This window comes from Variovorax ureilyticus, from assembly GCF_037889935.1.
Taxonomy (GTDB): Bacteria; Pseudomonadota; Gammaproteobacteria; order Burkholderiales; family Burkholderiaceae_C; genus Variovorax; species Variovorax ureilyticus.
On record NZ_JBBKZU010000004.1, the window covers coordinates 130,745 to 153,854 of the forward strand.

30 protein-coding genes are annotated in these 23,110 nt (G+C 65.9%); 25 read left to right on the plus strand and 5 right to left on the minus strand.

Annotated elements, in window-relative coordinates:
* The first annotated feature begins 7 nt into the window (after window positions 1-7).
* The 6 genes from WKW77_RS10800 to WKW77_RS10825 all read left to right on the plus strand — a co-directional run bounded on the left by WKW77_RS10800 (window position 8) and on the right by WKW77_RS10825 (window position 5,738).
* On the plus strand, window positions 8-1,960 hold the full coding sequence (locus tag WKW77_RS10800) for an MFS transporter (protein ID WP_340356842.1): 1,953 nt from the start codon (window positions 8-10) through the stop codon (window positions 1,958-1,960).
* A 10-nt stretch (window positions 1,961-1,970) separates the two neighbouring features.
* Window positions 1,971-2,633, plus strand: a complete 663-nt coding sequence (locus WKW77_RS10805) for a phosphatase PAP2 family protein (protein WP_340356843.1) — start codon at window positions 1,971-1,973, stop codon at window positions 2,631-2,633.
* A 103-nt stretch (window positions 2,634-2,736) separates the two neighbouring features.
* Complete coding sequence (locus tag WKW77_RS10810) at window positions 2,737-3,234, plus strand: YiaA/YiaB family inner membrane protein (RefSeq protein ID WP_340356844.1); 498 nt, start codon at window positions 2,737-2,739, stop codon at window positions 3,232-3,234.
* A gap of 41 nt (window positions 3,235-3,275) precedes the next feature.
* Window positions 3,276-3,734: a hypothetical protein gene (locus WKW77_RS10815; RefSeq protein WP_340356845.1), complete on the plus strand. Its 459-nt coding sequence runs from the start codon at window positions 3,276-3,278 to the stop codon at window positions 3,732-3,734.
* Window positions 3,731-4,615 (plus strand): DUF2145 domain-containing protein, encoded by an 885-nt coding sequence (locus tag WKW77_RS10820; protein ID WP_340356846.1) that lies wholly within the window; start codon window positions 3,731-3,733, stop codon window positions 4,613-4,615. Before WKW77_RS10815 ends, WKW77_RS10820 begins: the two co-directional genes overlap by 4 nt.
* Before the next feature lie 34 nt (window positions 4,616-4,649).
* The gene (locus tag WKW77_RS10825; RefSeq protein WP_340356847.1) at window positions 4,650-5,738 is read left to right on the plus strand and encodes a zinc ribbon domain-containing protein; all 1,089 of its coding nucleotides are present in this window, start codon (window positions 4,650-4,652) and stop codon (window positions 5,736-5,738) included.
* Here WKW77_RS10825 and WKW77_RS10830 read toward each other — a convergent pair.
* On the minus strand, window positions 5,711-6,490 hold the full coding sequence (locus WKW77_RS10830) for an SDR family NAD(P)-dependent oxidoreductase (RefSeq protein WP_340356848.1): 780 nt from the start codon (window positions 6,488-6,490) through the stop codon (window positions 5,711-5,713). The two genes, WKW77_RS10825 and WKW77_RS10830, sit on opposite strands and share 28 nt — an antisense overlap.
* A 129-nt stretch (window positions 6,491-6,619) precedes the next feature.
* Between WKW77_RS10830 and WKW77_RS10835 the strand changes: the two genes are divergently transcribed.
* Window positions 6,620-7,540, plus strand: a complete 921-nt coding sequence (locus WKW77_RS10835) for an aldose 1-epimerase (RefSeq protein ID WP_340356849.1) — start codon at window positions 6,620-6,622, stop codon at window positions 7,538-7,540.
* Here WKW77_RS10835 and tgt read toward each other — a convergent pair.
* Both tgt and queA read right to left on the minus strand, forming a co-directional pair.
* Entirely contained in the window at window positions 7,537-8,709 is a 1,173-nt protein-coding gene (gene tgt / locus WKW77_RS10840) for a tRNA guanosine(34) transglycosylase Tgt (protein ID WP_340356850.1), read from the minus strand. The two genes, WKW77_RS10835 and tgt, sit on opposite strands and share 4 nt — an antisense overlap.
* Window positions 8,703-9,746 carry a tRNA preQ1(34) S-adenosylmethionine ribosyltransferase-isomerase QueA gene (queA, locus tag WKW77_RS10845; RefSeq protein ID WP_340356851.1) on the minus strand — a complete coding sequence of 348 codons (1,044 nt, stop codon included), beginning with the start codon at window positions 9,744-9,746 and terminating at the stop codon, window positions 8,703-8,705. The genes tgt and queA overlap by 7 nt, the downstream gene beginning before the upstream one ends.
* A 182-nt stretch (window positions 9,747-9,928) precedes the next feature.
* Here queA and recG point away from each other — a divergent pair, with 182 nt between their 5' ends.
* The 4 genes from recG (at window position 9,929) to ubiA (ending at window position 14,629) form a co-directional block, all read left to right on the plus strand.
* Window positions 9,929-12,037, plus strand: a complete 2,109-nt coding sequence (gene recG / locus WKW77_RS10850; protein WP_340356852.1) for an ATP-dependent DNA helicase RecG — start codon at window positions 9,929-9,931, stop codon at window positions 12,035-12,037.
* A gap of 32 nt (window positions 12,038-12,069) precedes the next feature.
* Window positions 12,070-13,035 (plus strand): LysR substrate-binding domain-containing protein, encoded by a 966-nt coding sequence (locus WKW77_RS10855; RefSeq protein WP_340356853.1) that lies wholly within the window; start codon window positions 12,070-12,072, stop codon window positions 13,033-13,035.
* Window positions 13,036-13,134: 99 nt separating this feature from the next.
* Window positions 13,135-13,722, plus strand: a complete 588-nt coding sequence (locus WKW77_RS10860) for a Dps family protein (protein ID WP_340356854.1) — start codon at window positions 13,135-13,137, stop codon at window positions 13,720-13,722.
* A 10-nt stretch (window positions 13,723-13,732) separates the two neighbouring features.
* Entirely contained in the window at window positions 13,733-14,629 is an 897-nt protein-coding gene (ubiA, locus tag WKW77_RS10865) for a 4-hydroxybenzoate octaprenyltransferase (protein ID WP_340356855.1), read from the plus strand.
* Between the two features lie 30 nt (window positions 14,630-14,659).
* Here the strand turns inward: ubiA and proC are convergent, their stop codons facing one another.
* Both proC and WKW77_RS10875 read right to left on the minus strand, forming a co-directional pair.
* Window positions 14,660-15,517 (minus strand): pyrroline-5-carboxylate reductase, encoded by an 858-nt coding sequence (proC, locus tag WKW77_RS10870; protein ID WP_340356856.1) that lies wholly within the window; start codon window positions 15,515-15,517, stop codon window positions 14,660-14,662.
* Between the two features lie 3 nt (window positions 15,518-15,520).
* Complete coding sequence (locus WKW77_RS10875) at window positions 15,521-16,675, minus strand: esterase-like activity of phytase family protein (RefSeq protein ID WP_340356857.1); 1,155 nt, start codon at window positions 16,673-16,675, stop codon at window positions 15,521-15,523.
* A 221-nt stretch (window positions 16,676-16,896) separates the two neighbouring features.
* On the opposite strand from WKW77_RS10875, the gene rplN reads away from it, so the two are divergent.
* The 14 genes from rplN to rpsM are packed head-to-tail and all read left to right on the plus strand — an operon-like array spanning window position 16,897 to window position 23,105.
* Window positions 16,897-17,265, plus strand: a complete 369-nt coding sequence (gene rplN, locus WKW77_RS10880) for a 50S ribosomal protein L14 (protein WP_068674584.1) — start codon at window positions 16,897-16,899, stop codon at window positions 17,263-17,265.
* Between the two features lie 13 nt (window positions 17,266-17,278).
* Window positions 17,279-17,596, plus strand: a complete 318-nt coding sequence (gene rplX / locus WKW77_RS10885; RefSeq protein ID WP_340356858.1) for a 50S ribosomal protein L24 — start codon at window positions 17,279-17,281, stop codon at window positions 17,594-17,596.
* Between the two features lie 11 nt (window positions 17,597-17,607).
* A complete protein-coding gene (gene rplE, locus WKW77_RS10890; RefSeq protein WP_340356859.1) occupies window positions 17,608-18,147 on the plus strand; it encodes a 50S ribosomal protein L5 in 540 nt (179 codons plus the stop codon).
* Window positions 18,148-18,155: 8 nt separating this feature from the next.
* Window positions 18,156-18,461 (plus strand): 30S ribosomal protein S14, encoded by a 306-nt coding sequence (rpsN, locus tag WKW77_RS10895; protein WP_088954788.1) that lies wholly within the window; start codon window positions 18,156-18,158, stop codon window positions 18,459-18,461.
* A gap of 20 nt (window positions 18,462-18,481) precedes the next feature.
* Window positions 18,482-18,877: a 30S ribosomal protein S8 gene (rpsH, locus tag WKW77_RS10900; RefSeq protein ID WP_340356860.1), complete on the plus strand. Its 396-nt coding sequence runs from the start codon at window positions 18,482-18,484 to the stop codon at window positions 18,875-18,877.
* A gap of 22 nt (window positions 18,878-18,899) precedes the next feature.
* Window positions 18,900-19,433 carry a 50S ribosomal protein L6 gene (gene rplF, locus WKW77_RS10905; RefSeq protein WP_088954786.1) on the plus strand — a complete coding sequence of 178 codons (534 nt, stop codon included), beginning with the start codon at window positions 18,900-18,902 and terminating at the stop codon, window positions 19,431-19,433.
* A 14-nt stretch (window positions 19,434-19,447) separates the two neighbouring features.
* Complete coding sequence (gene rplR / locus WKW77_RS10910; protein WP_340357155.1) at window positions 19,448-19,813, plus strand: 50S ribosomal protein L18; 366 nt, start codon at window positions 19,448-19,450, stop codon at window positions 19,811-19,813.
* A gap of 18 nt (window positions 19,814-19,831) precedes the next feature.
* Window positions 19,832-20,350 carry a 30S ribosomal protein S5 gene (gene rpsE / locus WKW77_RS10915; protein ID WP_093162406.1) on the plus strand — a complete coding sequence of 173 codons (519 nt, stop codon included), beginning with the start codon at window positions 19,832-19,834 and terminating at the stop codon, window positions 20,348-20,350.
* Window positions 20,351-20,365: 15 nt separating this feature from the next.
* Window positions 20,366-20,551 (plus strand): 50S ribosomal protein L30, encoded by a 186-nt coding sequence (gene rpmD / locus WKW77_RS10920; RefSeq protein ID WP_088954784.1) that lies wholly within the window; start codon window positions 20,366-20,368, stop codon window positions 20,549-20,551.
* A gap of 24 nt (window positions 20,552-20,575) precedes the next feature.
* Window positions 20,576-21,007, plus strand: a complete 432-nt coding sequence (rplO, locus tag WKW77_RS10925; RefSeq protein WP_340356861.1) for a 50S ribosomal protein L15 — start codon at window positions 20,576-20,578, stop codon at window positions 21,005-21,007.
* 25 nt (window positions 21,008-21,032) lie between these two features.
* Window positions 21,033-22,343 carry a preprotein translocase subunit SecY gene (gene secY, locus WKW77_RS10930; RefSeq protein ID WP_340356862.1) on the plus strand — a complete coding sequence of 437 codons (1,311 nt, stop codon included), beginning with the start codon at window positions 21,033-21,035 and terminating at the stop codon, window positions 22,341-22,343.
* Between the two features lie 7 nt (window positions 22,344-22,350).
* Entirely contained in the window at window positions 22,351-22,569 is a 219-nt protein-coding gene (gene infA, locus WKW77_RS10935; RefSeq protein ID WP_086919801.1) for a translation initiation factor IF-1, read from the plus strand.
* A 32-nt stretch (window positions 22,570-22,601) separates the two neighbouring features.
* Window positions 22,602-22,715 carry a 50S ribosomal protein L36 gene (gene rpmJ, locus WKW77_RS10940; protein WP_068641696.1) on the plus strand — a complete coding sequence of 38 codons (114 nt, stop codon included), beginning with the start codon at window positions 22,602-22,604 and terminating at the stop codon, window positions 22,713-22,715.
* Window positions 22,716-22,739: 24 nt separating this feature from the next.
* Window positions 22,740-23,105: a 30S ribosomal protein S13 gene (gene rpsM / locus WKW77_RS10945; protein ID WP_093162412.1), complete on the plus strand. Its 366-nt coding sequence runs from the start codon at window positions 22,740-22,742 to the stop codon at window positions 23,103-23,105.
* Window positions 23,106-23,110 lie beyond the last annotated feature (5 nt).

The following is a 23,110-nucleotide window of genomic DNA, read 5'->3' on the forward strand; positions in this document are numbered from 1 at the left end:
ATTGCGAATGACAACGACCGCCAACGCATCATCCTCCGCCGGGCTCGACGCCGAGGCGCATGCCAACCAGTTCGCGCTGCTGGGGCAGCGGCGCTTCGCGCCGTTCTTCTGGACGCAGTTCGCCGGGGCGGCGAACGACAACCTCTTCAAGTTCGCGTTCACCGTGATGGTGACCTACCAGCTCCAGTTGAACTGGATGCCGCCGGCCATGGCGGGGCTGGTGATCGGCGCGCTCTTCATCCTGCCCTACCTGCTGTTCTCCGCGACCGCCGGACAGCTCACCGACAAGTTCGACAAGACGAAGATGATCCGCTTCGTCAAGAACATCGAGATCGTGATCATGCTCATCGCCGCGTGGGGCTTCATGCGCGCCGATGCCGTGGTGCTGCTGGCATGCGTGTTCCTGATGGGGCTGCATTCCACGCTGTTCGGGCCCGTCAAGTTCGCCTATCTGCCGCAAGTGCTGGATTCGCGCGAACTCACCGGTGGCAACGGCATGGTCGAGATGGGCACCTTCGTCGCCATCCTGCTCGGCCAGGTCGCGGGCGGCCTGCTGGTCGCGGTGCCCGGGATCGGGCACACCTCGGTGGCGGCGGCCTGCGTGCTGCTGGCGCTGGCCGGGCGCGCGGTGGCGCAGGCGATTCCGGCCGCGCCGGCCACCGATCCGGGGCTGCAGATCAACTGGAACCCGGTCAGCGAAACCTGGCGCAATCTCAAGCTCGCGCACGGCAACGTCGTGGTGTTCCGCTCGCTGCTCGGCATCTCGTGGATGTGGTTCTTCGGCGCGACCTTTCTGAGCCAGTTCCCGAGCTTCGCCAAGGAGGTGCTGCACGGCGACGAACAGGTGGCCTCGCTGCTGCTGGTGGTGTTCTCGGTGGGCATCGGTATCGGCTCGCTGCTGTGCGAGACGCTCAGCCGCCGACAGGTCGAGATCGGGCTCGTGCCGCTCGGTGCGATCGGCATGAGCGTGTTCGCGATCGACCTGTACTTCGCGTCGCGCGCGCTGCCGGCGCTCGGCGATCTGGGGCTCGGCGCATTCCTGCACCAGCCGGCCCACTGGCGCGTGCTGGCCGACCTCGGCCTGCTGTCCCTCTTCGCGGGCCTCTACAGCGTGCCGATGTATGCGCTCATCCAGATGCGAAGTCAGCCGACACACCGCGCGCGCATCATCGCAGCCAATAACATCCTCAATGCGCTCTTCATGATCGCCAGTGCGGTGATCGCCGGGGCGCTCCTGAAGACCGGCTTCACGATCCCTCAGATCTTCCTGATCATCGGCATCGCGAATGCGGTCGTCGCGTTCTACATCTTCATGCTGGTGCCGGAATACCTCCTGCGTTTCGTTTCGTGGCTGCTGTCGAATGTCGTCTACCGCTTCGGCGTGAAGGGCGGCGAGCACATCCCGGCCGAAGGCGCGGCGGTGCTGGTCTGCAACCATGTGAGCTTCATCGATGCGGTGCTGCTGATGGCGGCAAGCCCGCGCCCGATCCGCTTCATCATGGATCACCGCATCTTCGCGGTGCCGGTGCTCGGATGGCTCTTCCGGCTCGCGAAGGCCATTCCGATCGCGCCACAGAAGGAAGATCCCGTCGCCTACGAAGACGCCTTCAGGCAGGCCGTGCAGGTGCTGCGCGAAGGCGACCTGCTGGCGATCTTCCCGGAAGGCGCGATCACGCGCGACGGCCAGCTCCAGCCCTTCAAGGGCGGCGTGATGAAGGTCCTCGAGGCCGCGCGCGCCGAAGGCATCGCGCCCCCCGTGGTGCCCATGGCATTGACCAATCTGTGGGGTTCCTTCTTCAGCCGCATCGAAGTGCGCCAGGGGCAGAACGTCGCGATGGTGCGGCCTTTCCGGCGCGGCTACTTCAGCCGCGTGGGACTCAACGTCGGCAACGCGGTGCCCTATTCCGATGTGCAACCCGATGTCTTGCAGCAGCGCGTGAGCGGACTCATGGGGGCATGAGTCTCGCCTGATGCTCGCGTTGCACGACCTCGCACTCTGGCCCGCTGTCACCTGGTTCGGTGACAGCGGCTTTCTGCTGCCTGCGTCCCTGTGGATCACCGCGTGGCTCGGATTGCCCCGCGGCACGCGCCCATCCGCACGGCGCTGGGTGCTGCTCTTCGGGCTCGGGTGCAGCGTGATCCTGGTGTCCAAGCTCGCGTTCCTGGGCTGGGGCATCGGCATCGCCGCGATCGACTTCACCGGGTTCAGCGGACACACGGCGCTGTCGGCCAGCATCTGGCCGGTCGCCGGCTGGCTGATGGCTTCGCGGCAGGACCATCGCCTCCGCGTCGGGGCTGCCGTGGCGGGGCTGATGTTCGCGGCCGTCATCGGTGTCTCGCGCATTGCGCTGGACGCGCATTCCCACTCGGAAGTTGCAGCCGGCTTCCTGCTCGGCGCGGCAGTGAGCGGGCTGTTCCTGTGGTGGCAGCATCGTTCGCCGCATCCGCGGCTGAGCTGGCTGCTCGTCGCACTGAGTCTCGCGACGCCGGCACTCCTCCAGCGCCCCGGCACCGCGGCGCCGACGCAGAGTGCCCTGGAGGTCATTGCCATGCGCCTGGCGGGGACCGACCGCGTCTACACACGCGCCGACCTGCTGGCCCGTCGGAACGGTTCGCCGATCGGTATCGAATAGAGATACCTGAGGCGTTGGAAGGCGCCACCGGTTCGTTAGTTTGTGCCTTGCTGCACGGGAGCGAACCATCATCCGCGCACCTTCACTTCGCCGCGAGGCCGACATGCAAACCTACTCTTCGAACGTCTCCACCCAGCGCGATACCCGCGCCTGGCAGCTCCAGGTCTGGATCTCGTTCGGGCTGGCGGTCTTCCTGTGCGCCACCGGCCTCGGCTGGCTGCCGGGCCAGGCGCTCGATCGCGCGTTCATGGTGATGGGGTACGTGTTCTGCCTCTCGGCGGCGTTCGTCCTGGCCAAGTTCGTGCGCGACAACCAGCACGGCAGCGTGCCCTCCGCCGGCGACACGCCGATGTGGAAGCTGGTCGTCTGGGGCGGCTTCTTCACTGCGATGGGGCTGACCGGCTGGGGGCTGCTTCGGATGGAGATCAGCGAAACCTCCAAGGCCTTCCTGGCCGTGAGCTGGCTGTTCCTCATCAGCTCGGCCTTCACGCTCGCCAAGACCCTGCGCGACCGGCACGAGGCCGACATCGCCCTGGACCGCATGCAAGGTCGCCGCGAAGCGCGCGGCGAGATGCACTCCGAGATGCGCGAGGCCGAATGAAACACCCATTCCCACCCCCCACGTCGAACGGAGAGCCCATCATGAAGCAGTACCTCTGGACCTTTCTCCTTGCCGTCTTCGCGGCGACCGTCAACATCTCGATTCCCCTGCCTGCGCGCGCGCAGAGCGAGGCATCGGTGGCGCTGTCGATGCTGCCGGTCGCCTCGGTGGTCGGCGCGGCGTCGGTCACGGGGGCCGCGGTGAGCACCGTCGCCGCAGTGCCGGCGGCACTGTCGGTCGGCAGCGCGACGCTGGCCGTGGTGGCCGTCGAAGCGTCGGTCGACGGCACCGTGTACGTGCTCGAACGTGTGTCGGATGGCGCCAGAGCGAGCGTGAAGGTGCTCGATCGGGCGGCGCGGGGTGCGTCCGTCGCGATCGGCAGCACGGTGACCGTCACGGTGCTTGCGAGCGGCGTCGTCATCTCGGCCGCCGGCGAAGTGTTGGCGTTCGTACCCAACGCGCTCGGCCGAGCGCTGCTCTACAACGAGAAACTGTCATGACACGGATCCCCACGAACTTCGGTCCCTACGAACGCGAATACCAGGCCCGCGTCTCGCGCACGCGTCGGCTGTTGAAGGGCGCGGCGCAGGCGATCCTGGCGGCGGCCGCGGTCGTCCTGGCGGGCGTGTTCCTTTTCCCGCTCAACGCGCATGCCGGCCGCTCCTGCGAGGAGGGCAAGCCCACCGCGGCCACGATCGTGAAGGGCATGCAGCTCGCGGAGCGCACTTCGCAGCAGCTCGACGCGAGCGGGGCGAAGGCGGTCCTGCTGGCGCGCGCCGGACAGGACCTCGGCAAGTACGGGCTGCGCTATTCGCACCTGGGGCTTGCGTACAAGACGGCCGACGGCAACTGGCGCGTGGTGCACAAGCTCAACCAATGCGGTACGGCAATGGCCACGGTCTACCGGCAGGGCCTCGGCGAGTTCTTCCTCGACGATCTCTACCGCTACGAGGCCGCGTGGATCGTCCCGACACCGGCAGTGCAGGCGCAATTGCTGGCCGCGCTCAACGAGCCGCCGGCGCGGATCACGCGGCTGCACACCGCGCCCTACAGCATCGTGAGCTACGCATGGGGGCACAAGTACCAGCAGTCGAACCAATGGGTCATCGAGACCTTCGCCGGCGCCATGGAACCCGGCACCATCGTCAATCGCGACCAGGCGCAGGCGTGGCTGCACTTCAAGGGCTACGAGCCGACGACGCTGCGCCTTGGCCCGCTCACCCGCCTCGGCGGTCGGGCGAGTTCGGCCAATGTCGCCTTCGACGATCATCCCAACGAAAAGCGCTTCAACGATCGCATCGAGACGGTGACCGTGGATTCGGTGTTCGCGTGGATGCCGAGGGTGGGCCTCGGGTCTGCGCCGGTGGTGCTCAAGCTCTAGACCAGAATCCGCAACATTCGAGAGAAGGACCTTCATGAGCAAATCCCTGCGCCTGTCCGAAAAGTGGTTTCGTCGCGGCCTCTGGCTGGTGGCGGTGATCTTCGCGAGCTTCCTGATCGGACTGGGCAGCACCATCGTCGGCGACCTGCCGAGGGTCGAGCACCGGATCGAACTGGACGATTTCATCGACCGCGCTTCCGCAGACCCGCTGCGCAACACGGTTCGCGAAGCCGAGCGCGTCGAGCAGGAAGCCGTGCGCGATCGCGAGCAGGCCGACCTCAAGCTGCTCGCGGCGCGGCAGGCCAGCCGTGCGGCGAGGGAGACCTTCTCGAACTGGCTCGCGACCCGGCATGCGACGGCACAGCCGGACCAGGACACCGAACTCATCGCCCGCACCAAGGCGCTCGATGCCCTCAAGCAGAAGGAGGATGAGGCCGAGCGGGCCGTCGGCGCGCAGCGGCAGATCGCGCTCGATGCACGCCAGTCGCGCCAGCGCGCCGCGGAGCAGCTTGCGAAGCTGGAGGACACAGCGCGCACCCGGATGGATGCGGAGAACCGCCGCGTCGAACTGCGCGTCTTCCTCTACCGCCTCGCGCTCACGCTGCCGCTCCTCGTGATCGCTGGCTGGCTGTTCGCGAAGAAGCGCAAGAGCACCTGGTGGCCCTTCGTCTGGGGCTTCATCTTCTTCGCGCTGTTCGCGTTCTTCGTCGAGCTCGTTCCGTACCTGCCGAGCTACGGCGGATACGTCCGCTACGCGGTGGGCATCCTGATCACGGTGCTCGTGGGGCGCTATGCGATCGTCGCGCTCAACCGCTATCTCGAACGCCAGAAGGCCGCGGAATCACAGCCCGACACGGTGCGCCGCAACGAGCTGAGCTACGACACCGCGCTCGCGCGGCTCGCCAAGGGCGTGTGCCCGGGATGCGAGCGGCCGGTGGACCTGAAGAACACCGAGATCGACTTCTGCCCGCACTGCGGCATCGGCCTCTTCGACCACTGCCATGCGTGCAAGACGCGCAAGAGCGCCTTCGCGCGCTTTTGCCACGCCTGCGGAGCCGGCGCGATGGCGGCCGCGCCGCGCGATCCGTTGCTGCCTCAGGTCCAGCCGGCGTCCACCACGTAGTCCTGCGCGGTGCACATCTTCGAATCGTCGGCGGCAAGAAAGAGCGCCATGCTGGCGATGTCCTCGGCCATCACGCGCCCGGGGAGGCACTGCGCCGCATCGATCTCCGCATGCGACTCGGGCTTGACCCAGAGCTTGAGTTGCCGCTCGGTCATCACCCAGCCGGGCACGAGCGAATTGACGCGGATGTTCTGCTTTCCGAGATCGCGCGCCAGGGCCCGCGTGAGGCCGCGCGCGGCCGATTTGCACGCCTGGTAGACCGGGTAGCCGCGCCCCTTGATCATCCAGCTCACCGAGCCGAAGTTGATGATCGAGCCGCCGCCGGCCGCACGCATGTCCTCGGCGACCGCCTGCGCGGCGAAGAACTGATGCTTGAAGTTGATCTCGGTCATGCGATCGAAGGCCTCGCTGGTGACGTCTTCCATGTTGTGCCGCTGGTCGTTTGCCGCATTGTTGAGCAGCACCCGGATCGGGCCGAACTTCGCGCGTACCGCCGCGATGGTGGCCTGCAGCGCCGCCACGTCCGTGACGTCGCATTCGAGGAAGAGCGGCGCGTTCTCGCCGCCCAGCTTGGCGGCCAGCCCGCGGCCCGCCTCGGCGTCGAGATCGCAGAATCCGACGCGCGCGCCCTGCGCGTGGAAGGCGCGCACCAGGGCCTCGCCGATCCCCGTGGCGCCGCCGGAGATGAACACGGTGCGCCCCGCAAGCGACGGGTAGCGCGCCGAGGGCGCGGGAGAAGTCGAATCGGTCATGAACGATTTCCCATGAAAGATCGGCGTGGAAGAGGGGCCGGGCTCGCGCGATTCTGACGCGCGGCTGCGCCGTGTGCCACTCGTGTGAACGAGAATGCCGCGATTCCCTGCGAACCGTGGTGCGATTCGATGAAAGACAACGCAACAGAACGCGTTCAGCTTGAAGCAGGCGCGCTGCGCCTCGAGCTGGCGCCGGCGGTCGGCGGCGCGGTGGCCGCGCTCTACGACGTTCAGGACGGGGCCCGCTTCGACTGGCTGCGTCCCGCGACCGACGACGCGCTGTCGCGGCGCGATCTCTTCGCGATGGCGAGCTTCGCGCTCCTGCCGTGGTGCAACCGCATCCGCGAGGGCCATGCGCATTTCGGCGGCCGCGAAATCGCCATCCGCGCGGGCCATCCTGCCGGGCCGTCGGGCAGGCATCCGCTGCACGGCATCGGCTGGATGCGACCATGGCGCGTCGCGCAGGCAGCGCCGGCGCGGACTTTGCTCGAACTCGCGGTCGATGCCGACGCGCAGTGGCCGTGGCGATTCGAGGCCTCGCAAAGTTTCGAGCTCGACCCGTCGGGGCTCCGCTGCACCGTCGCGTTGACCAACCGCGACACCGCCCCCATGCCCGCGGGGATCGGGCATCACCCTTACTTTCCGCATCGCGCCGGCACGCGGCTGCAGACCACGACCGCGGCAATGTGGCGCGGCGATTCGGAAGTGATGCCCGTCGGCCTCGAACCCACCGCCGAAGTGGCCCGACTGCGCCATGGCGTGCGCCTGTCCGAGCTCGACCTGGACAACAACTTCACGGGCTGGCAGCACGCCGCGCGCATCGACTGGCCCGGGTCCTCACGCGCGCTCGAGATGTCGGCCGACCCGCCGCTCGACTTCTTCGTGCTGTATTGCCCGAGCGGCGCGGATCACTTCTGCGCCGAGCCGGTGAGCCAGTGCACCGATGCGATCAACCTCGCGGACCGCTACGGACCGGGCGAGGTGGGCGGCACCGTGTTGGCGCCGGGCGAAACGCTCTCGGGAAGCTGGACCCTGCGCTCGGCGCGCTAGACGCCGCGGGCGCGGTCCGCCTTGAACTGCGCGCGGAATTCGGCGAACCGGCCTGCGTCGAGCGCCTCGCGGATTTCGCGCATCAGGTTCAGGTAGTAGTGCAGGTTGTGGATGGTGGTGAGCATCGGCCCGAGCATCTCGCCGCAGCGGTCCAGGTGATGCAGGTAGGCGCGGCTGAAGCCGTCGCGCCCGCCTTCGTTCCATGGCACGCCCGATGCGCCCGCGCAGGCGTGGCAGGTGCAGCTCGTATCGATCGGCTGCGGATCGCTCTTGTGGCGCGCATTGCGCATCTTGAGGTCGCCGAAGCGCGAGAACAGTGTGCCGTTGCGCGCATTGCGCGTGGGCATCACGCAGTCGAACATGTCGACGCCCTGCGCCACGCCTTCGACGAGGTCCTCGGGCGTGCCGACGCCCATGAGGTAGCGCGGCTTGTGCGCCGGCAGCCGGTGCGGCGTGTGGGCCATGATGCGCAGCATCTCGTCCTTGGGCTCGCCGACGCTGACGCCGCCGATCGCATAGCCGGGGAAGTCCATCTCGACCAGCTTGGCGAGCGACTCTTCGCGCAGGTTCTCGAACATGCCGCCCTGCACGATGCCGAAGAGCGCATTGGGGTTTTCAAGGCGCGCGAATTCGTGCTGGCAGCGCAGCGCCCAGCGCAGGCTCAGTTCCATCGACTTGCGCGCCTCGGCCTCGGTGGTGATGTGGCCCTGCGTCTCGTACGGCGTGCATTCGTCGAACTGCATGACGATGTCGCTGCCCAGGATGGTCTGGATCTGCATCGAGACCTCGGGCGTGAGGAAAAGCTTGTCGCCGTTGACCGGCGAGGCGAACTTCACGCCTTCTTCGCTGATCTTGCGCATCGCGCCGAGCGACCAGACCTGGAAGCCGCCCGAGTCCGTGAGGATGGGCTTGTTCCACTTCTCGAACTGGTGCAGCCCGCCAAAGCTCGACATGACGTCGAGGCCCGGGCGCATCCACAGGTGGAAGGTGTTGCCGAGGATGATCTGCGCACCCATCTCCTCGAGGCTGCGCGGCATCACGCCCTTGACGGTGCCGTAGGTGCCCACGGGCATGAAGATAGGCGTCTGCACCACGCCGTGGTTGAGCGTGAGCGTGCCGCGCCGCGCGTGGCTCGAAGGGTCGGTGGCGAGGAGTTCGAAGTTCAGCATGTCTTTCTCTCAAGCAGCATCGCGTCGCCGTAGCTGAAGAAGCGGTAGTGCTCGCGGATCGCGTGGGCATAGAGCGCCATCACGTCCTCGTAGCCCGCGAGGGCGCTCACCAGCATCATGAGCGTGCTCTTGGGCAGATGGAAGTTGGTGATGAGCACGTCGACGTGCTCGAAGATGAAGCCGGGCGTGATGAAGATGCTCGTGTCGCCCGAGGATTCGCCGCTTTTCGCCCACGATTCGAGCGTGCGCACGGTGGTCGTGCCGACCGCGACGATGCGGCCGCCGCGCGCGCGGGTCTCGGCGATCGCGCGCTGCGTGGCAGCGGGCACCTCGTAGCGCTCGGCGTGCATCGTGTGCTCGGCGATGTTCTCGGTCTTCACCGGCTGGAAGGTGCCGGCGCCGACGTGCAGCGTCACGTTCGCGCGCCGGATGCCGCGCGCTTCGAGTTCGGCCAGCAGGGCATCGTCGAAGTGCAGCGCCGCAGTCGGCGCCGCGACCGCACCGGGCACGCGGGCGAACACCGTCTGGTAGCGGCTCTCGTCGTCCGCCGAATCGGTGTGCGTGATGTAGGGCGGGAGGGGCACGTGGCCGCAGCGGGCCATGAGCGCGTACGGGTCTTCGCCCGCGGGGCTCTCGAAGCGGAAGCGGAAGAGGGCGCCGTGCTCGTCGGGCCAGCGGCCGAGCAGCGTCGCGCTGAAGCCGCCGGTCATCGTGAGCGTGGTGCCCACCTGCGGCTTCTTGCTGACCTTCATGTGCGCGACCACCTCGTGGTCCTGCAGCACGCGCTCGACCAGGAGCTCGAGCTTGCCGCCCGTCGGCTTCTCGCCGAAGAGCCGTGCCTTCACGACGCGCGTGTCGTTGAAGACGAGGAGGTCGCCGGGCCGCAGCAGCGAGGGCAGGTCCCGGAAGATCCTGTCGACCGGTGTGCTTCCGGTGCCGTCGAGCAGTCGTGAGGCGCTGCGTTCCGCCGCGGGATGTTGCGCCACCAGTTCGGGCGGCAAATGGAAATCGAAATCGGAAAGCGTGAAATCGCGCATGTTGTTGAGGGCTGGACAGGCCCGTGCCAATGGTTGCCGGAGGTCTCGCATACCCCTTCGCGAAATACCGCGGAACCGGCTTTGCCGGGCCGCTGGTATTGCCCCCTGCAAGGGGTTGGCGCAGCGACACGAAGTGCGCGCAGCCTGGGGGTGTGCGTGATGAACCCGGGCAGAATTGTCCCATGCCCGCAGCCGCCAAGTCCCCGCCGACGGAAAAGCCCGTACCCGCGCCCGCACCCGGCACCGGCCCGAGTGCGGTGCAGCGCGCGCTGCGCAAGCTGGGCTTGCTGCGGGACATCGACTTCGCGCTCTATCTGCCGATGCGCTACGAGGATGAGACACGTCTCGTGAGGCTCGCTGACACGCGCGACGGCGAGATGGCGCAGATCGAGGCCGTGGTCACCGAATGTGAAGTGGTCTATCGGCCGCGCCGGCAACTGATCGTCACGGTCGACGACGGCAGCGACACCTGCCAGCTGCGCTTCTTCAATTTCTACCCGTCGCAGCAGAAGCAGTTGGCCGTTGGCGCGCGGGTGCGCGTGCGCGGTGAAGTGCGTGGCGGGTTCGTCGGGCGGCAGATGATGCACCCGGCGGTCAAGGCCGTCGGCACCGCATTGCCCGAGGCCTTGACACCGGTCTATTCGACCATCGCGGGGCTGGCGCAGCCGGTGCTGCGCCGCGAAGTGCGTTCGGGGCTGGCGCGCGCGGTGCTCGACGAAACGCTGCCGCCCGGCGCGGCGTCTCACGGCATGTGGGACCTGCGCCGCTCGCTGAACTTCCTGCATTACCCCGCGCCCGATGTCGCGATCGCCACGCTGGAAGATCACAGCCATCCTGCGTGGCAGCGCCTGAAGGCCGACGAACTGCTCGCGCAGCAACTCTCGCAACTGCAGGCCCGTCGTGTGCGCGCGGCGCAACGTGCGCCGGTGCTCGAAGTGGATTCGAACGGCGGGAAGCTGCACGGGGATCTGCTGGGCGCGCTGCCCTTTGCACTCACGGGTGCGCAGCAGCGCGTGGGCGAGGAGATCACGCGCGATCTCGCCCGCGAAGTGCCGATGCATCGGTTGCTGCAGGGCGACGTCGGCTCCGGCAAGACCGTGGTCGCTGCGCTCGCGGCCGCGCGCTGCATCGACGCAGGCTTCCAGTGCGCGCTGATGGCGCCGACCGAAATCCTCGCGGCGCAGCATTTCGGCAAGCTGGTGGGCTGGCTCGATCCGCTGCTCGCCGGGCGCGGTTTGCGGGTCGCATGGCTCACCGGCAGCCAGAAGAAGAAGGAGCGCGACGAGATGACCGCCGCCGTCGAGAGCGGCGAAGCAGCGCTCGTGGTCGGAACTCATGCGGTCATCTCCGAGAAGGTGCGCTTTCGCCGTCTCGCACTCGCGGTCATCGACGAGCAGCATCGCTTCGGCGTGGCGCAGCGGCTCGCGTTGCGCGGCAAGGCCGGCGACGATGTCGAGCCGCACCTGCTGATGATGAGCGCCACCCCGATCCCGCGCACGCTGGCGATGAGCTACTACGCCGACCTCGATGTCTCGACGCTCGACGAGCTGCCGCCCGGCCGCACGCCGATCGTCACGAAGCTGGTGGCCGATCATCGAAGGGACGAGGTCGTCGACCGAATCCGCGCGCAGCTCGAACAGGGCCGGCAGGTTTATTGGGTGTGCCCGCTGATCGAGGAAAGCGAGGCCGTCGACCTGCGCAACGCCACCGAGACGCGCGATGAATTGGCAGAAGCGCTCGGGGAGCAGGTCGGCGTCGGCCTCTTGCATTCGCGCATGCCGACCGCCGAGAAGCAGTCGGTGATGGAGGACTTCACCGCCAACCGGCTGCAGGTGCTGGTGAGCACGACCGTGATCGAAGTCGGCGTCGACGTGCCCAATGCCTCGCTGATGGTGATCGAGCACGCCGAGCGTTTCGGTCTCTCGCAGCTGCATCAGCTGCGCGGCCGCGTGGGCCGCGGCGCCGCGGCTTCGGCCTGCGTGCTTCTCTATGCGCCGAACGAGGGCGGCCGCGTCGGCGAAGCGGCCCGGGCCCGCCTCAAGGCCATGGCCGAAACCAGCGACGGCTTCGAGATCGCGCGGCGCGACCTGGAGATCCGCGGCCCCGGCGAATTCCTCGGCGCCCGCCAGTCCGGCGCGCCGCTGCTGCGCTTCGCCGACCTGACGAACGACGCTTTGCTCCTGGACTGGGCGCGCGAACTGGCCCCGGAGATGCTCGACCGCCACCCCGACTTGGCAGCCCGCCACGTCGATCGCTGGCTGGGCAGCAAAGCCGAATACCTGAAGGCCTGAGCTGCCAGGGCGAGCGATAATAGCCTTTAGCTATGACTTTGACTGAGCTCAAATACATCGTTGCGGTCGCGCGTGAGCGGCATTTCGGCAAGGCCGCCGAGGCCTGCTTCGTGTCGCAGCCGACCCTGTCCGTGGCGATCAAGAAGCTGGAGGACGAACTCGAGGTCAAGCTGTTCGAGCGCAGCGCGGGCGAAGTCACCGTCACGCCGCTGGGCGAACAGATCGTCCAGCAGGCGCAGAGCGTGCTGGACCAGGCCGCGAGCATCAAGGAAATCGCCAAGCGCGGGAAGGACCCGCTGTCGGGGCCGCTGAACCTTGGTGTGATCTACACGATCGGCCCTTATCTGCTGCCCGATCTGGTGCGCCAGAACATCGCCCGCACGCCGCAGATGCCGCTGGTGCTGCAGGAGAACTTCACCGCCAGGCTGCTCGAGATGCTGCGTTCCGGCGAGATCGACTGCGCGATCATGGCCGAGCCCTTTCCCGACACCGGACTCGCGATGGCGGCGCTCTACGACGAGCCGTTCATGGCCGCGGTGCCGGCGCATCATCCGCTGGCCGCCAAGGAATCGGTGACCTCGGACGAACTGAAGAAGGAGACGATGCTCCTTCTGGGCACCGGCCATTGCTTTCGCGACCATGTGCTGGAGGTCTGCCCGGAATTCGCGCGCTTCTCCAGCAATGCGGAAGGCATCCGCAAGAGCTTCGAAGGCTCGTCGCTGGAAACGATCAAGCACATGGTGGCGTCGGGCATGGGCGTCACGCTGGTGCCGCGGCTGTCGGTGCCGGCCGATGCGCTCAAGCCGAGGTCGAAGAGCCGCAAGGAGCCGGAACAGATCGTGCGCTATCTCCCGGTGCTCGACACGCAAGGTGGCGATCCGCCGACCCGGCGCGTGGTGCTGGCGTGGCGCCGCAGCTTCACGCGCTACGAGGCCATCGCCGCCTTGCGCAACGCCATCTATGCCTGTGAGCTGCCGGGCGTCAAGCGACTTTCCTGAAGATCGCCGCTGGCCTGCGAATCGAAGGGCCGCCCCGGACGATGCCTGCGCTAGAGTGCGGTGTTGCCGTCAACCCATCTGAAGAAAGAGCTCATTGCCATGGCGAAAGCTGCTAAGAAAGCCAAGTCGACCGCCCAGGCGCCGGCCGGATCTGCCGGCAAGGCGCCCAAGAAGGGCGGCATAGCGGTTGCGGAGTCCGGCAACGGCGGCGCGCCGGTCATCAACATCGGGATCGAGCGCCAGGACCGCGCCGCCATCGCAGAAGGGCTCGCCCGCGTGCTGGCCGACACCTACACGCTTTATCTGACGACCCACAACTTCCACTGGAACGTGACCGGTCCGCATTTCAACTCGCTGCACGCGATGTTCATGGCGCAGTACACCGAGCTGTGGGCCTCGACCGACGTCATCGCCGAGCGCATCCGCGCGCTCGGGCACTATGCGCCGGGCTCGTATGCCGAGTTCGGCAAGATCGCCACCGTGCCCGACGTTCCGCAGACGCCGCCCAAGGCCATGGAAATGGTGCGCATCCTGGTCAAGGGTCACGAGACCGTGTCGCGCATCGCGCGCGAGTTCATTCCCGTGGCCCAGGAAGCCGGTGACGATCCCACCGCCGACATGCTGACCGCGCGCTGCACAGTGCACGACCAGACCGCGTGGATGCTGCGTTCGCTCCTGGAAGACTGAGGTTTCCGCCATGGCCGCCGCAGGGTCGATCCAACCCACGCCCGCACCCCGCCGCGGGCGTCTTGCCCTCTACCTCGACCTGATCCGCTGGAACCGTCCGGCTGGCTGGCTGCTGCTGCTCTGGCCGACGCTGGGGGCGCTATGGTTCGCCGCCGGCGGCTGGCCGGGCTGGCATCTGCTGGCGGTGTTCGTGATCGGCACCATCCTCATGCGCAGCGCGGGCTGCTGCGTGAACGACGTCGCCGATCGCGATTTCGATCGCCACGTCAAGCGCACCGCGAAGCGGCCGGTCACCAGCGGCGAGGTCTCGGTGCCCGAGGCGCTTACGGTGGGCGCCGTGCTGGCGCTTGCCGCCTTTGCGCTGGTGCTGACCACCAATCGCCTGACGGTCCTGATGTCGTTCTCGGCGCTTGCGGTGACGCTGGTCTATCCGTTTGCCAAACGTTTCGTTTCGGTGCCGCAGGCGGTGCTCGGGATCGCCTTCAGCTTCGGCATCCCGATGGCCTTTGCCGCCGTTCGCGACAGCGTGCCGCCGGTGGCGTGGTGGCTGCTGGCCGGCAACCTGTTCTGGGTGCTGGCGTACGACACCGAGTACGCGATGGTCGATCGCGACGACGACCTCAAGATCGGCATGAAGACCTCAGCCATCACCTTCGGCCGCCTGGACGTGGCGATCGTCATGGCGAGCTATGCGATCTTCCTCGCGATCTGGACCGTCATCGGCGCCGCGGCCGGGCTCGGCGCGGCGCTTTATCTGGGGATCGGCATTGCCGCGGCGCAGGCGCTGTGGCATTGGCGGCTGATCCACGACCGCACGCGCGAAGGCTGCTTCAGGGCCTTCCGGCTCAACCACTGGCTGGGCTTTGCCGTTTTCGCCGGCATCGTTGCAGGCTACGCCTTGCGTTGAGGCGCGATTCCTGTCGCGTCGCCGCTCTTGTCAGGCCTTGCCGAACTCCTGGCCGAGTTCGGCGGCACGCTGATGGGCGGCGCGAATCGCAGTCTTGAACTTCGCTTTCACAGCGTCGCTTTCCATCGAGGTGATCGCCGCGTAGGTGGTGCCGCCTTTCGACGTCACGCGCTCTCGAAGGACGGCCGGCGGCTCGGCGGCATCGGCCGCCAGCGCGGATGCGCCGGTGAAGGTGCCCACGGCGAGCTGATGCGCCTGCTCGGGCGTCAGACCCAACTCGACGCCGGCCTCGGTCATCGCCTCGATGAAATAGAACACATAGGCCGGACCGGACCCCGAAACCGCCGTCACGACATCGAGCGACTCCTCGGCGTCGACCCACATCAGTTCGCCGGTCGCGTCGAGGACCTGCTCGATGAGCTTGCGGTCGCCCATGTCGACGGCCGCGCGAGCGAAGAGCCCGGTCATGCCCTGGCCGACCAGCGCCGGCGTGTTCGGCATGGCCCGGACGACGCGCTCGGTGTCGAGCCAGCGCGCGATGCTGCCGGACGGAATGCCCGCCGCCACGCTCAGGTGCAGGGCGTCGGGCGCCAGGCCGCGCACGGGCCGCGCCGCCTCGGCAAAACTCTGCGGCTTGACGGCCCAGACGATCACCTTGCAGCGCGCCAGCGCGGGGCCCGCCGCGGGCTGGGCCAAGATGCCGAAGTCGTTGGCGAGCCGGGCGCGCGCCTCGGCGAAAGGCTCGACGACCTCGATGCTTGCGGCAGGTACGTCCTGCTTGATCAGCCCGCCGATGATCGCGCTGGCCATGTTGCCGCCGCCGATGAAGCCGATGGGGGGGAGGGGAATCGGTTCCCGCCGGGGCAGGAAGGTGACTGCGATGTTCATGATCTATCCGGTGAATTCGAATGCCGCGAACTGGGTGATCTGCAGCGGATTGAAATTGTCGTCGCTCACGGCGACCAGCAGCCGATGGCCGTTCGGCAGATCAGGTCCCCAGCACAGGCCCTCGGTGTTGTCGAGCCGTGACAGGCCGAGGGCGGCGAAATCGGCCACCAGCGTCTTCGGCGCCGGCCTGTGATTGTCCGACGCGAGCGCGTCGAGGGCCAGGACATCGGATCCGTGGCGCGTATCGATCTCGTAGAGCCGCAGCGAATTGCCGGCGCCCACCGCGTAGGCGCGCTCGAGCACCAGCATCCGGTCGGCGTCGATCATCAGGATCTCGCTGACGCCGTTGTCGGCGTAGGTGCCGGGCAGCAGGGGCCGGCGCGGGATCGGGTCCGGCACGTAGGCGATCTGGCGGACTGCCTTTCCGCTCGACAACTCGATCTGCGTGAAGCGGCAAGGTCCGCCGGGCGACGTGAACGAGGGGACCGGACCGTCCTGGCGCAGCGCGGCCTCCATCGCGAGCCATGCGTGGCGGCCGTCCGGCGTCAAGGCCAGGCCTTCGAGGCCCAAGTTCTCCCGGGGGCCGCGACCGCGATCGTCGGCTGCGTCGAACATGGCAGGCAGGGCGATCTGCCGCACGAGCGAGCCGTCCCGCCGGCATTCGTAAAACGCCTGGCCGAACCCTCGCTGCGGATCGCCCTCGCTGGTCCAGAGCAGCGTGTCGGTTTCTGGGCGCCACCGGATCGCCTCCGGGTCCGGGACGGCGACTTCGGGGGCGGCCTCTCGCCGTCGAGGCCAAAGTGCGCCGTCCGCCTGCCGCAGGTAGGTGACGCCAACCGGTCGGGGTGGTTCGGCGTTGGCGACGGGCGACCACTGCATCGCATAGAAACGCGCTGGAGCGAAATCCGACCGATCGTCGCTCAGAAGCAGGTACTCACCTCTGCGCCGGTCGTAGTCGATTCCGGATAGCCCGCCAACACTTGTTCCGTCAAAAGAAAGGCGGTGCTGCAGCCGCGATTCGGCGACCAGGTGCAGCCGGCGCGACCCGTTTCCCGCCGGCTCGACCCCGCTTCTGCAGCCTGCCGCCGCGAACGCCAGCGCACCCGCGGCCCAAAGGGCTCGGCGGCGCGTGAAACCAGGCAAGGCAAGATCGTGCACCGCGAGGAGTCTAAGAGCTCGCCGGCCGGGCGATATGGAAGTAGTTGACGCGAAACGGACGCTATGCCACAATCGCTGGCTTCGCTTCAAAAAGGCGAAGCTTCTGCCCAGCGGAAGCGCATTGGAGTGGTTTCAATGCGTGGACGACGGGCCCAAGACTGATCGTTTGGTTGCTCCGGAGCGTCCGGGTGGCAAGCGGTACAAGTTGGGAATATCACGAAATGATCCAAACTGAATCCCGGCTCGATGTGGCCGACAACACGGGCGCGAAATCCGTCCTGTGTATCAAGGTGCTCGGTGGCTCCAAGCGGCGCTATGCCAGCGTCGGCGACGTCATCAAGGTCTCCATCAAGGAAGCCGCTCCGCGTGGTCGCGTCAAGAAGGGCGAGATCTACAGCGCTGTGGTGGTCCGCACCGCCAAGGGCATCCGTCGCGCCGACGGTTCGCTCGTCAAGTTCGACGGCAATGCCGCCGTGTTGCTCAACGCCAAGCTGGAGCCGATCGGCACCCGCATCTTTGGACCGGTCACGCGCGAACTGCGTACCGAGAAGTTCATGAAGATCGTGTCGCTGGCCCCCGAAGTTCTCTAAGGACAACAACGCCATGAACAAGATTCGCAAAGGCGACCAGGTCATCGTGTTGGCCGGGCGCGACAAGGGCAAGCGTGGCACCGTCACGCTGCGCGCAGACGACTCGCACCTCCTCGTCGAAGGCATCAACCTGGTCAAGAAGCACACCAAGCCGAACCCTCTGAAGGGCACGACGGGTGGCATCGTTGAAAAGGCCATGCCGATTCACCAATCCAACGTGGCGATCTTCAATGCCGCGACCGGCAAGGCCGATCGCGTGGGCATCAAGGTCACGGACGGCAAGCGCGTGCGCGTCTTCAAGTCCAGCGGCGAAGAAATCAAGGCCGCCTAAGGGGTACTCACATGGCACGTCTCCAACAACACTATCGTGAAAAGATCGCGAAGGATCTGACCGAAAAGTTCGGCTACACCTCGCCGATGCAGATCCCCCGCCTGACCAAGATCACGCTCAACATGGGTGTGGGCGAAGCAGTCGCCGACAAGAAGGTGCTCGACAACGCTGTGGCCGATCTGACCAAGATCGCTGGCCAGAAGCCCGTGGTGACCAAGTCGAAGAAGGCAATCGCCGGCTTCAAGATTCGCGAGCAACAGCCGATCGGCTGCATGGTCACGCTGCGCGGTGTGCAGATGTATGAATTCCTCGATCGCTTCGTGACCGTGGCTCTGCCGCGCGTTCGCGACTTCCGCGGGATCTCCGGTCGTGCGTTCGATGGTCGTGGCAACTACAACATCGGCGTCAAGGAACAGATCATCTTCCCCGAGATCGAGTACGACAAGGTCGACGCCCTGCGCGGTCTGAATATCAGCATCACGACGTCGGCCAAGACCGACGAGGAAGCCAAGGCGCTTCTCGCCGGCTTCCGTTTCCCGTTCAAGAACTGAGGTGGTTTGTGGCTAAAGTAGCTTTGATCGAGCGCGAGCTCAAGCGAGAAAAACTGGTCGCAAAGTACGCCGCCAAGCATGCGGAACTGAAGGCGATCGCCAACGACGCAAAGAAGAGCGACGAAGAGCGCGCAGCTGCCCGCCTGGCACTGCAGAAGCTCCCGCGCAATGCGAACCCGACGCGCCAGCGCAATCGCTGCGAAATCACGGGTCGTCCGCGCGGCACCTTCCGTCAATTCGGTCTGGCCCGCGCCAAGATCCGCGAAATGGCCTTCAACGGCGACATCCCCGGTGTCACCAAGGCCAGCTGGTAAGCCAGGCAGGAGCAAACAACATGAGCATGAGTGATCCCATTGCCGACCTGCTGACGCGTATCCGCAACGCGCAGATGGTGGCGAAGCCCACCGTGTCGGTTCCGTCTTCCAAGGTGAAGGTTGCAATCGCACAAGTCCTGCAGGACGAGGGCTACATCGACGGTTTCAAGGTCAAGACCGAAGCCGGCAAGAGCGAGCTCGAAATCTCGCTGAAGTACTACGCTGGTCGCCCGGTCATCGAGCGCATCGAGCGCGTGAGCCGCCCCGGCCTGCGCGTCTACAAGGCCAGCGCCGCGATCCCGCAAGTCCAGAACGGCCTCGGCGTTGCCATCGTCACGACCCCCAAGGGCGTGATGACGGACCGCAAGGCACGCGCCGCCGGTGTCGGTGGCGAAGTTCTGTGCTACGTCGCCTAACGAGACATCAAGGAGAAACTGAATGTCCCGCGTAGGAAAAATGCCGGTTGCCATCCCCGCAGGCGTGGATGTGTCGATCAAGGAAGACCAGATCAGCGTCAAGGGCTCGGGCGGCACGCTCAGCCTCGCGCGCAATGCGCTGGTCAATGTCGTCAACAAGGACGGCAAGCTGAGCTTCGAGCCCGCCAACGATTCGCGTGAAGCCAACGCGATGAGCGGCACGGTTCGCCAGCTGGTGAACAACATGGTGGTCGGTGTGACCAAGGGCTTCGAGAAGAAGCTCAACCTGATCGGCGTGGGCTACAAGGCCCAGGCGCAAGGCGCCAAGCTGAACCTGTCGGTCGGTTTCTCGCATCCGGTCAACAAGGACATGCCGCAAGGCATCACGGTGGCAACGCCCACCCCGACCGAAGTCGTGATCAAGGGTGCCGACCGCCAGCGCGTCGGCCAAGTGGCCGCTGAGATCCGCGCCATCCGTCCGCCTGAGCCCTACAAGGGCAAGGGTATCCGCTACGCGGACGAGAAGGTCGTGATCAAAGAGACCAAGAAGAAGTAAGGGGCAGCAAAATGATGTTGACCAAAAAAGCACAGCGTCTCCGCCGCTCGCGTCAGACCCGTATCCGCATTGCAACGCAAGGCGTGGCCCGTCTGACCGTGAACCGCACCAACCTGCACATCTACGCCACCGTCATCTCCGGCGACGGCTCGAAGGTGCTTGCAAGCGCCTCGACCGCAGAAGCCGAAGTGCGCGCCGCCCTGGGCGGCTCGGGCAAGGGTGGCAACACCGCTGCCGCGACCGCCATCGGCAAGCGCATCGCCGAAAAGGCGAAGGCCGCTGGTGTGGAAAAGGTTGCCTTCGATCGCGCAGGTTTCGCATACCACGGCCGCGTCAAGGCGCTGGCCGATGCGGCCCGCGAAGCCGGCCTGCAGTTCTAACCGGACACGAGATTCAAAATGGCAAAGATTCAGGCAAGAACGCAGAACGAAGGACCCGAGGACGGTCTGCGCGAGAAGATGATCGCGATCAACCGCGTCACCAAGGTGGTGAAGGGTGGTCGTATTCTGGGTTTCGCAGCGCTCACCGTGGTGGGTGATGGCGACGGTCGCGTCGGCATGGGCAAGGGCAAGTCGAAGGAAGTGCCTGCTGCCGTGCAGAAGGCCATGGAAGAAGCGCGTCGCAATCTGATGAAGATTTCGATCAAGAACGGCACGCTGCATCACCAGGTGACGGGTCACCACGGTGCTTCGTCGGTCGTGATGTATCCGGCCCCGAAGGGGACCGGCATCATCGCCGGCGGTCCGATGCGCGCCGTGTTCGAAGTCATGGGCATCACGGACATCGTGGCCAAGAGCCATGGTTCCTCGAACCCCTACAACATGGTTCGCGCGACCCTGGACGGTCTGCGCAATTCGACGACCGCTTCCGAAGTGGCTGCCAAGCGCGGCCTCACCGTTGAGCAACTCTTCGCCTAAACCGGGAGTTACGAAATGACGACGCAACAACAAACCGTCAAGGTGCAATTGGTCAAGAGCCCGATCGGCACCAAGCAATCGCATCGCGCCACCGTTCGTGGCCTGGGTCTGCGCAAGCTCAACAGCGTGAGCGAGCTCCAGGACACCCCCGCGGTCCGCGGCATGATCAACAAGATCAGTTATCTGGTCAAAGTGCTCTAAGCAGAGTCACTGAGAGAGACGCATATGGAACTCAATGGCATCAAGCCGGCAGCTGGCGCCAAGCACGCCAAGCGCCGCGTCGGCCGCGGCATCGGCTCCGGCCTTGGCAAGACCGCGGGTCGCGGTCACAAGGGTCAGAAGTCGCGCGCGGGCGGTTTCCACAAGGTGGGCTTCGAAGGCGGCCAGATGCCGCTGCAGCGCCGCCTGCCGAAGCGCGGCTTCAAGTCGCACCTGCTGAAGTTCAACGCTGAAGTGACGCTCGCCTCGCTGGAACAGCTGGGCCTGGCGGAAGTCGACGTGCTGGCTCTCAAGCAGGCCGGCCTGGTGGGTCAGATCGCCAAGGTCGTCAAGGTCGTGAAGTCGGGTGAGATCACCAAGGCCGTCAAGCTGACGGGTATTGGTGCGACGGCCGGCGCCAAGGCGGCGATCGAAGCCGCCGGTGGCAGCATTGCCTGAACAAACGGACTGAAAGAAGTTCTTCGTGGCAACCAACGCGGCAACGCTCGCAAAAACTGGCAAGTTCGGTGACCTGCGTCGCCGGCTTGTCTTTTTGCTGCTCGCTCTCGTGGTCTATCGCGTCGGGGCTCACATCCCGGTGCCCGGCATCAACCCGGACCAACTGGCGCAGTTGTTCCAGGGGCAGCAGGGCGGCATCCTGAGCCTGTTCAACATGTTCTCGGGCGGGGCGCTGTCGCGCTTCACCGTGTTCGCGTTGGGCATCATGCCTTACATCTCCGCGTCGATCATCATGCAGTTGATGACCTACGTGCTTCCGACCTTCGAGCAATTGAAGAAGGAAGGCGAGGCGGGCCGCCGCAAGATCACCCAGTACACCCGCTACGGGACGCTGGCTCTGGCGCTGTTCCAGTCGTTCAGCATTGCCGTTGCGCTCGAGTCCTCGCCGGGTCTCGTTCTGGTCCCCGGGTTCGGTTTCCGCCTCACCGCGATGATCAGCCTGACCGCCGGCTCGATGTTCCTGATGTGGCTCGGCGAGCAGATCACCGAACGGGGCCTCGGCAACGGGATCTCGATCCTGATCTTCGCCGGCATCGCTGCCGGCCTGCCGAATGCGATCGGCGGCTTGCTCGAACTGGTTCGCACTGGCGCCATGAACGTGCTGGTGGCACTGTTCATCGTGGCAGTGGTCGTTCTGGTGACCTACTTCGTGGTGTTCGTGGAACGTGGCCAGCGCAAGATCCTCGTGAACTATGCGCGGCGCCAGGTGGGCAACAAGGTGTACGGCGGCCAGTCGTCGCACCTGCCGCTCAAGCTGAACATGGCCGGCGTGATCCCGCCGATCTTCGCGTCGTCGATCATCCTGCTGCCGACCACCATCGTGGGCTGGTTCAGCACCGGTGAGAGCTCGCGCTGGATCCGCGATATTGCGAGTGCCCTGCATCCGGGTCAGCCGATCTACGTTCTGCTGTACGCCAGCGCGATCGTGTTCTTCTGCTTCTTCTACACGGCGCTGGTTTTCAACAGCCGCGAGACCGCAGACAACCTGAAGAAGAGTGGCGCGTTCATCCCGGGCATTCGTCCGGGTGACCAGACCGCGAGGTACATCGACAAGATCCTGGTTCGCCTCACGCTGGCTGGCGCGGTGTACATCACCTTCGTCTGCCTGCTGCCGGAGTTCCTGATCCTGAAGTACAACGTGCCGTTCTATTTTGGCGGCACCTCCCTGTTGATCATCGTGGTGGTCACGATGGACTTCATGGCCCAGGTGCAGAACTACATGATGTCTCAGCAATACGAGTCCCTGCTCAAGAAGGCGAACTTCAAGACCTCGTAGGTATGAGATGTCGAAGGACGATGTCATCCAGATGCAAGGAGAGGTTCTGGAGAACCTTCCCAACGCGACATTCAGGGTGAAGCTCGAAAATGGGCACATCGTTCTTGGTCATATTTCCGGAAAGATGCGGATGCACTACATCCGCATCCTTCCAGGTGACAAAGTCACCGTTGAGTTGACGCCCTACGACTTGAGCCGGGCGCGCATTGTGTTTCGGGCGAAATGAGTCGCCGGGTTGAAGAGTTTTAGGAGAAAGAAATGAGAGTTTCGGCTTCGGTCAAAACCATCTGCCGTAATTGCAAGATCATCCGCCGCAAGGGTGTGGTGCGTGTGATCTGTTCCGACCCGCGCCACAAGCAGCGCCAGGGTTGATTGATAGAGTACTAGAGGACGCACATGGCACGTATTGCTGGCATCAACATTCCGCCGCACAAGCACGCTGAAATCGGCCTGACGGCCATCTTCGGCATCGGTCGCACGCGCGCTCGCAAGATCTGCGAAGCGAGCGGCATCGAGTACTCGAAGAAGATCAAGGATCTGACCGACGCCGATCTCGAGAAGATCCGCGACCAGATCGCGCTCTTCACGATCGAAGGCGACCTGCGCCGCGAAACGACGATGAACATCAAGCGTTTGATCGACATCGGCTGCTACCGCGGTTTCCGTCATCGTCGCGGCCTGCCGATGCGCGGCCAGCGTACGCGCACCAACGCCCGCACTCGCAAGGGTCCGCGCAAGGCTGCGCAGTCCCTGAAGAAATAAGGATA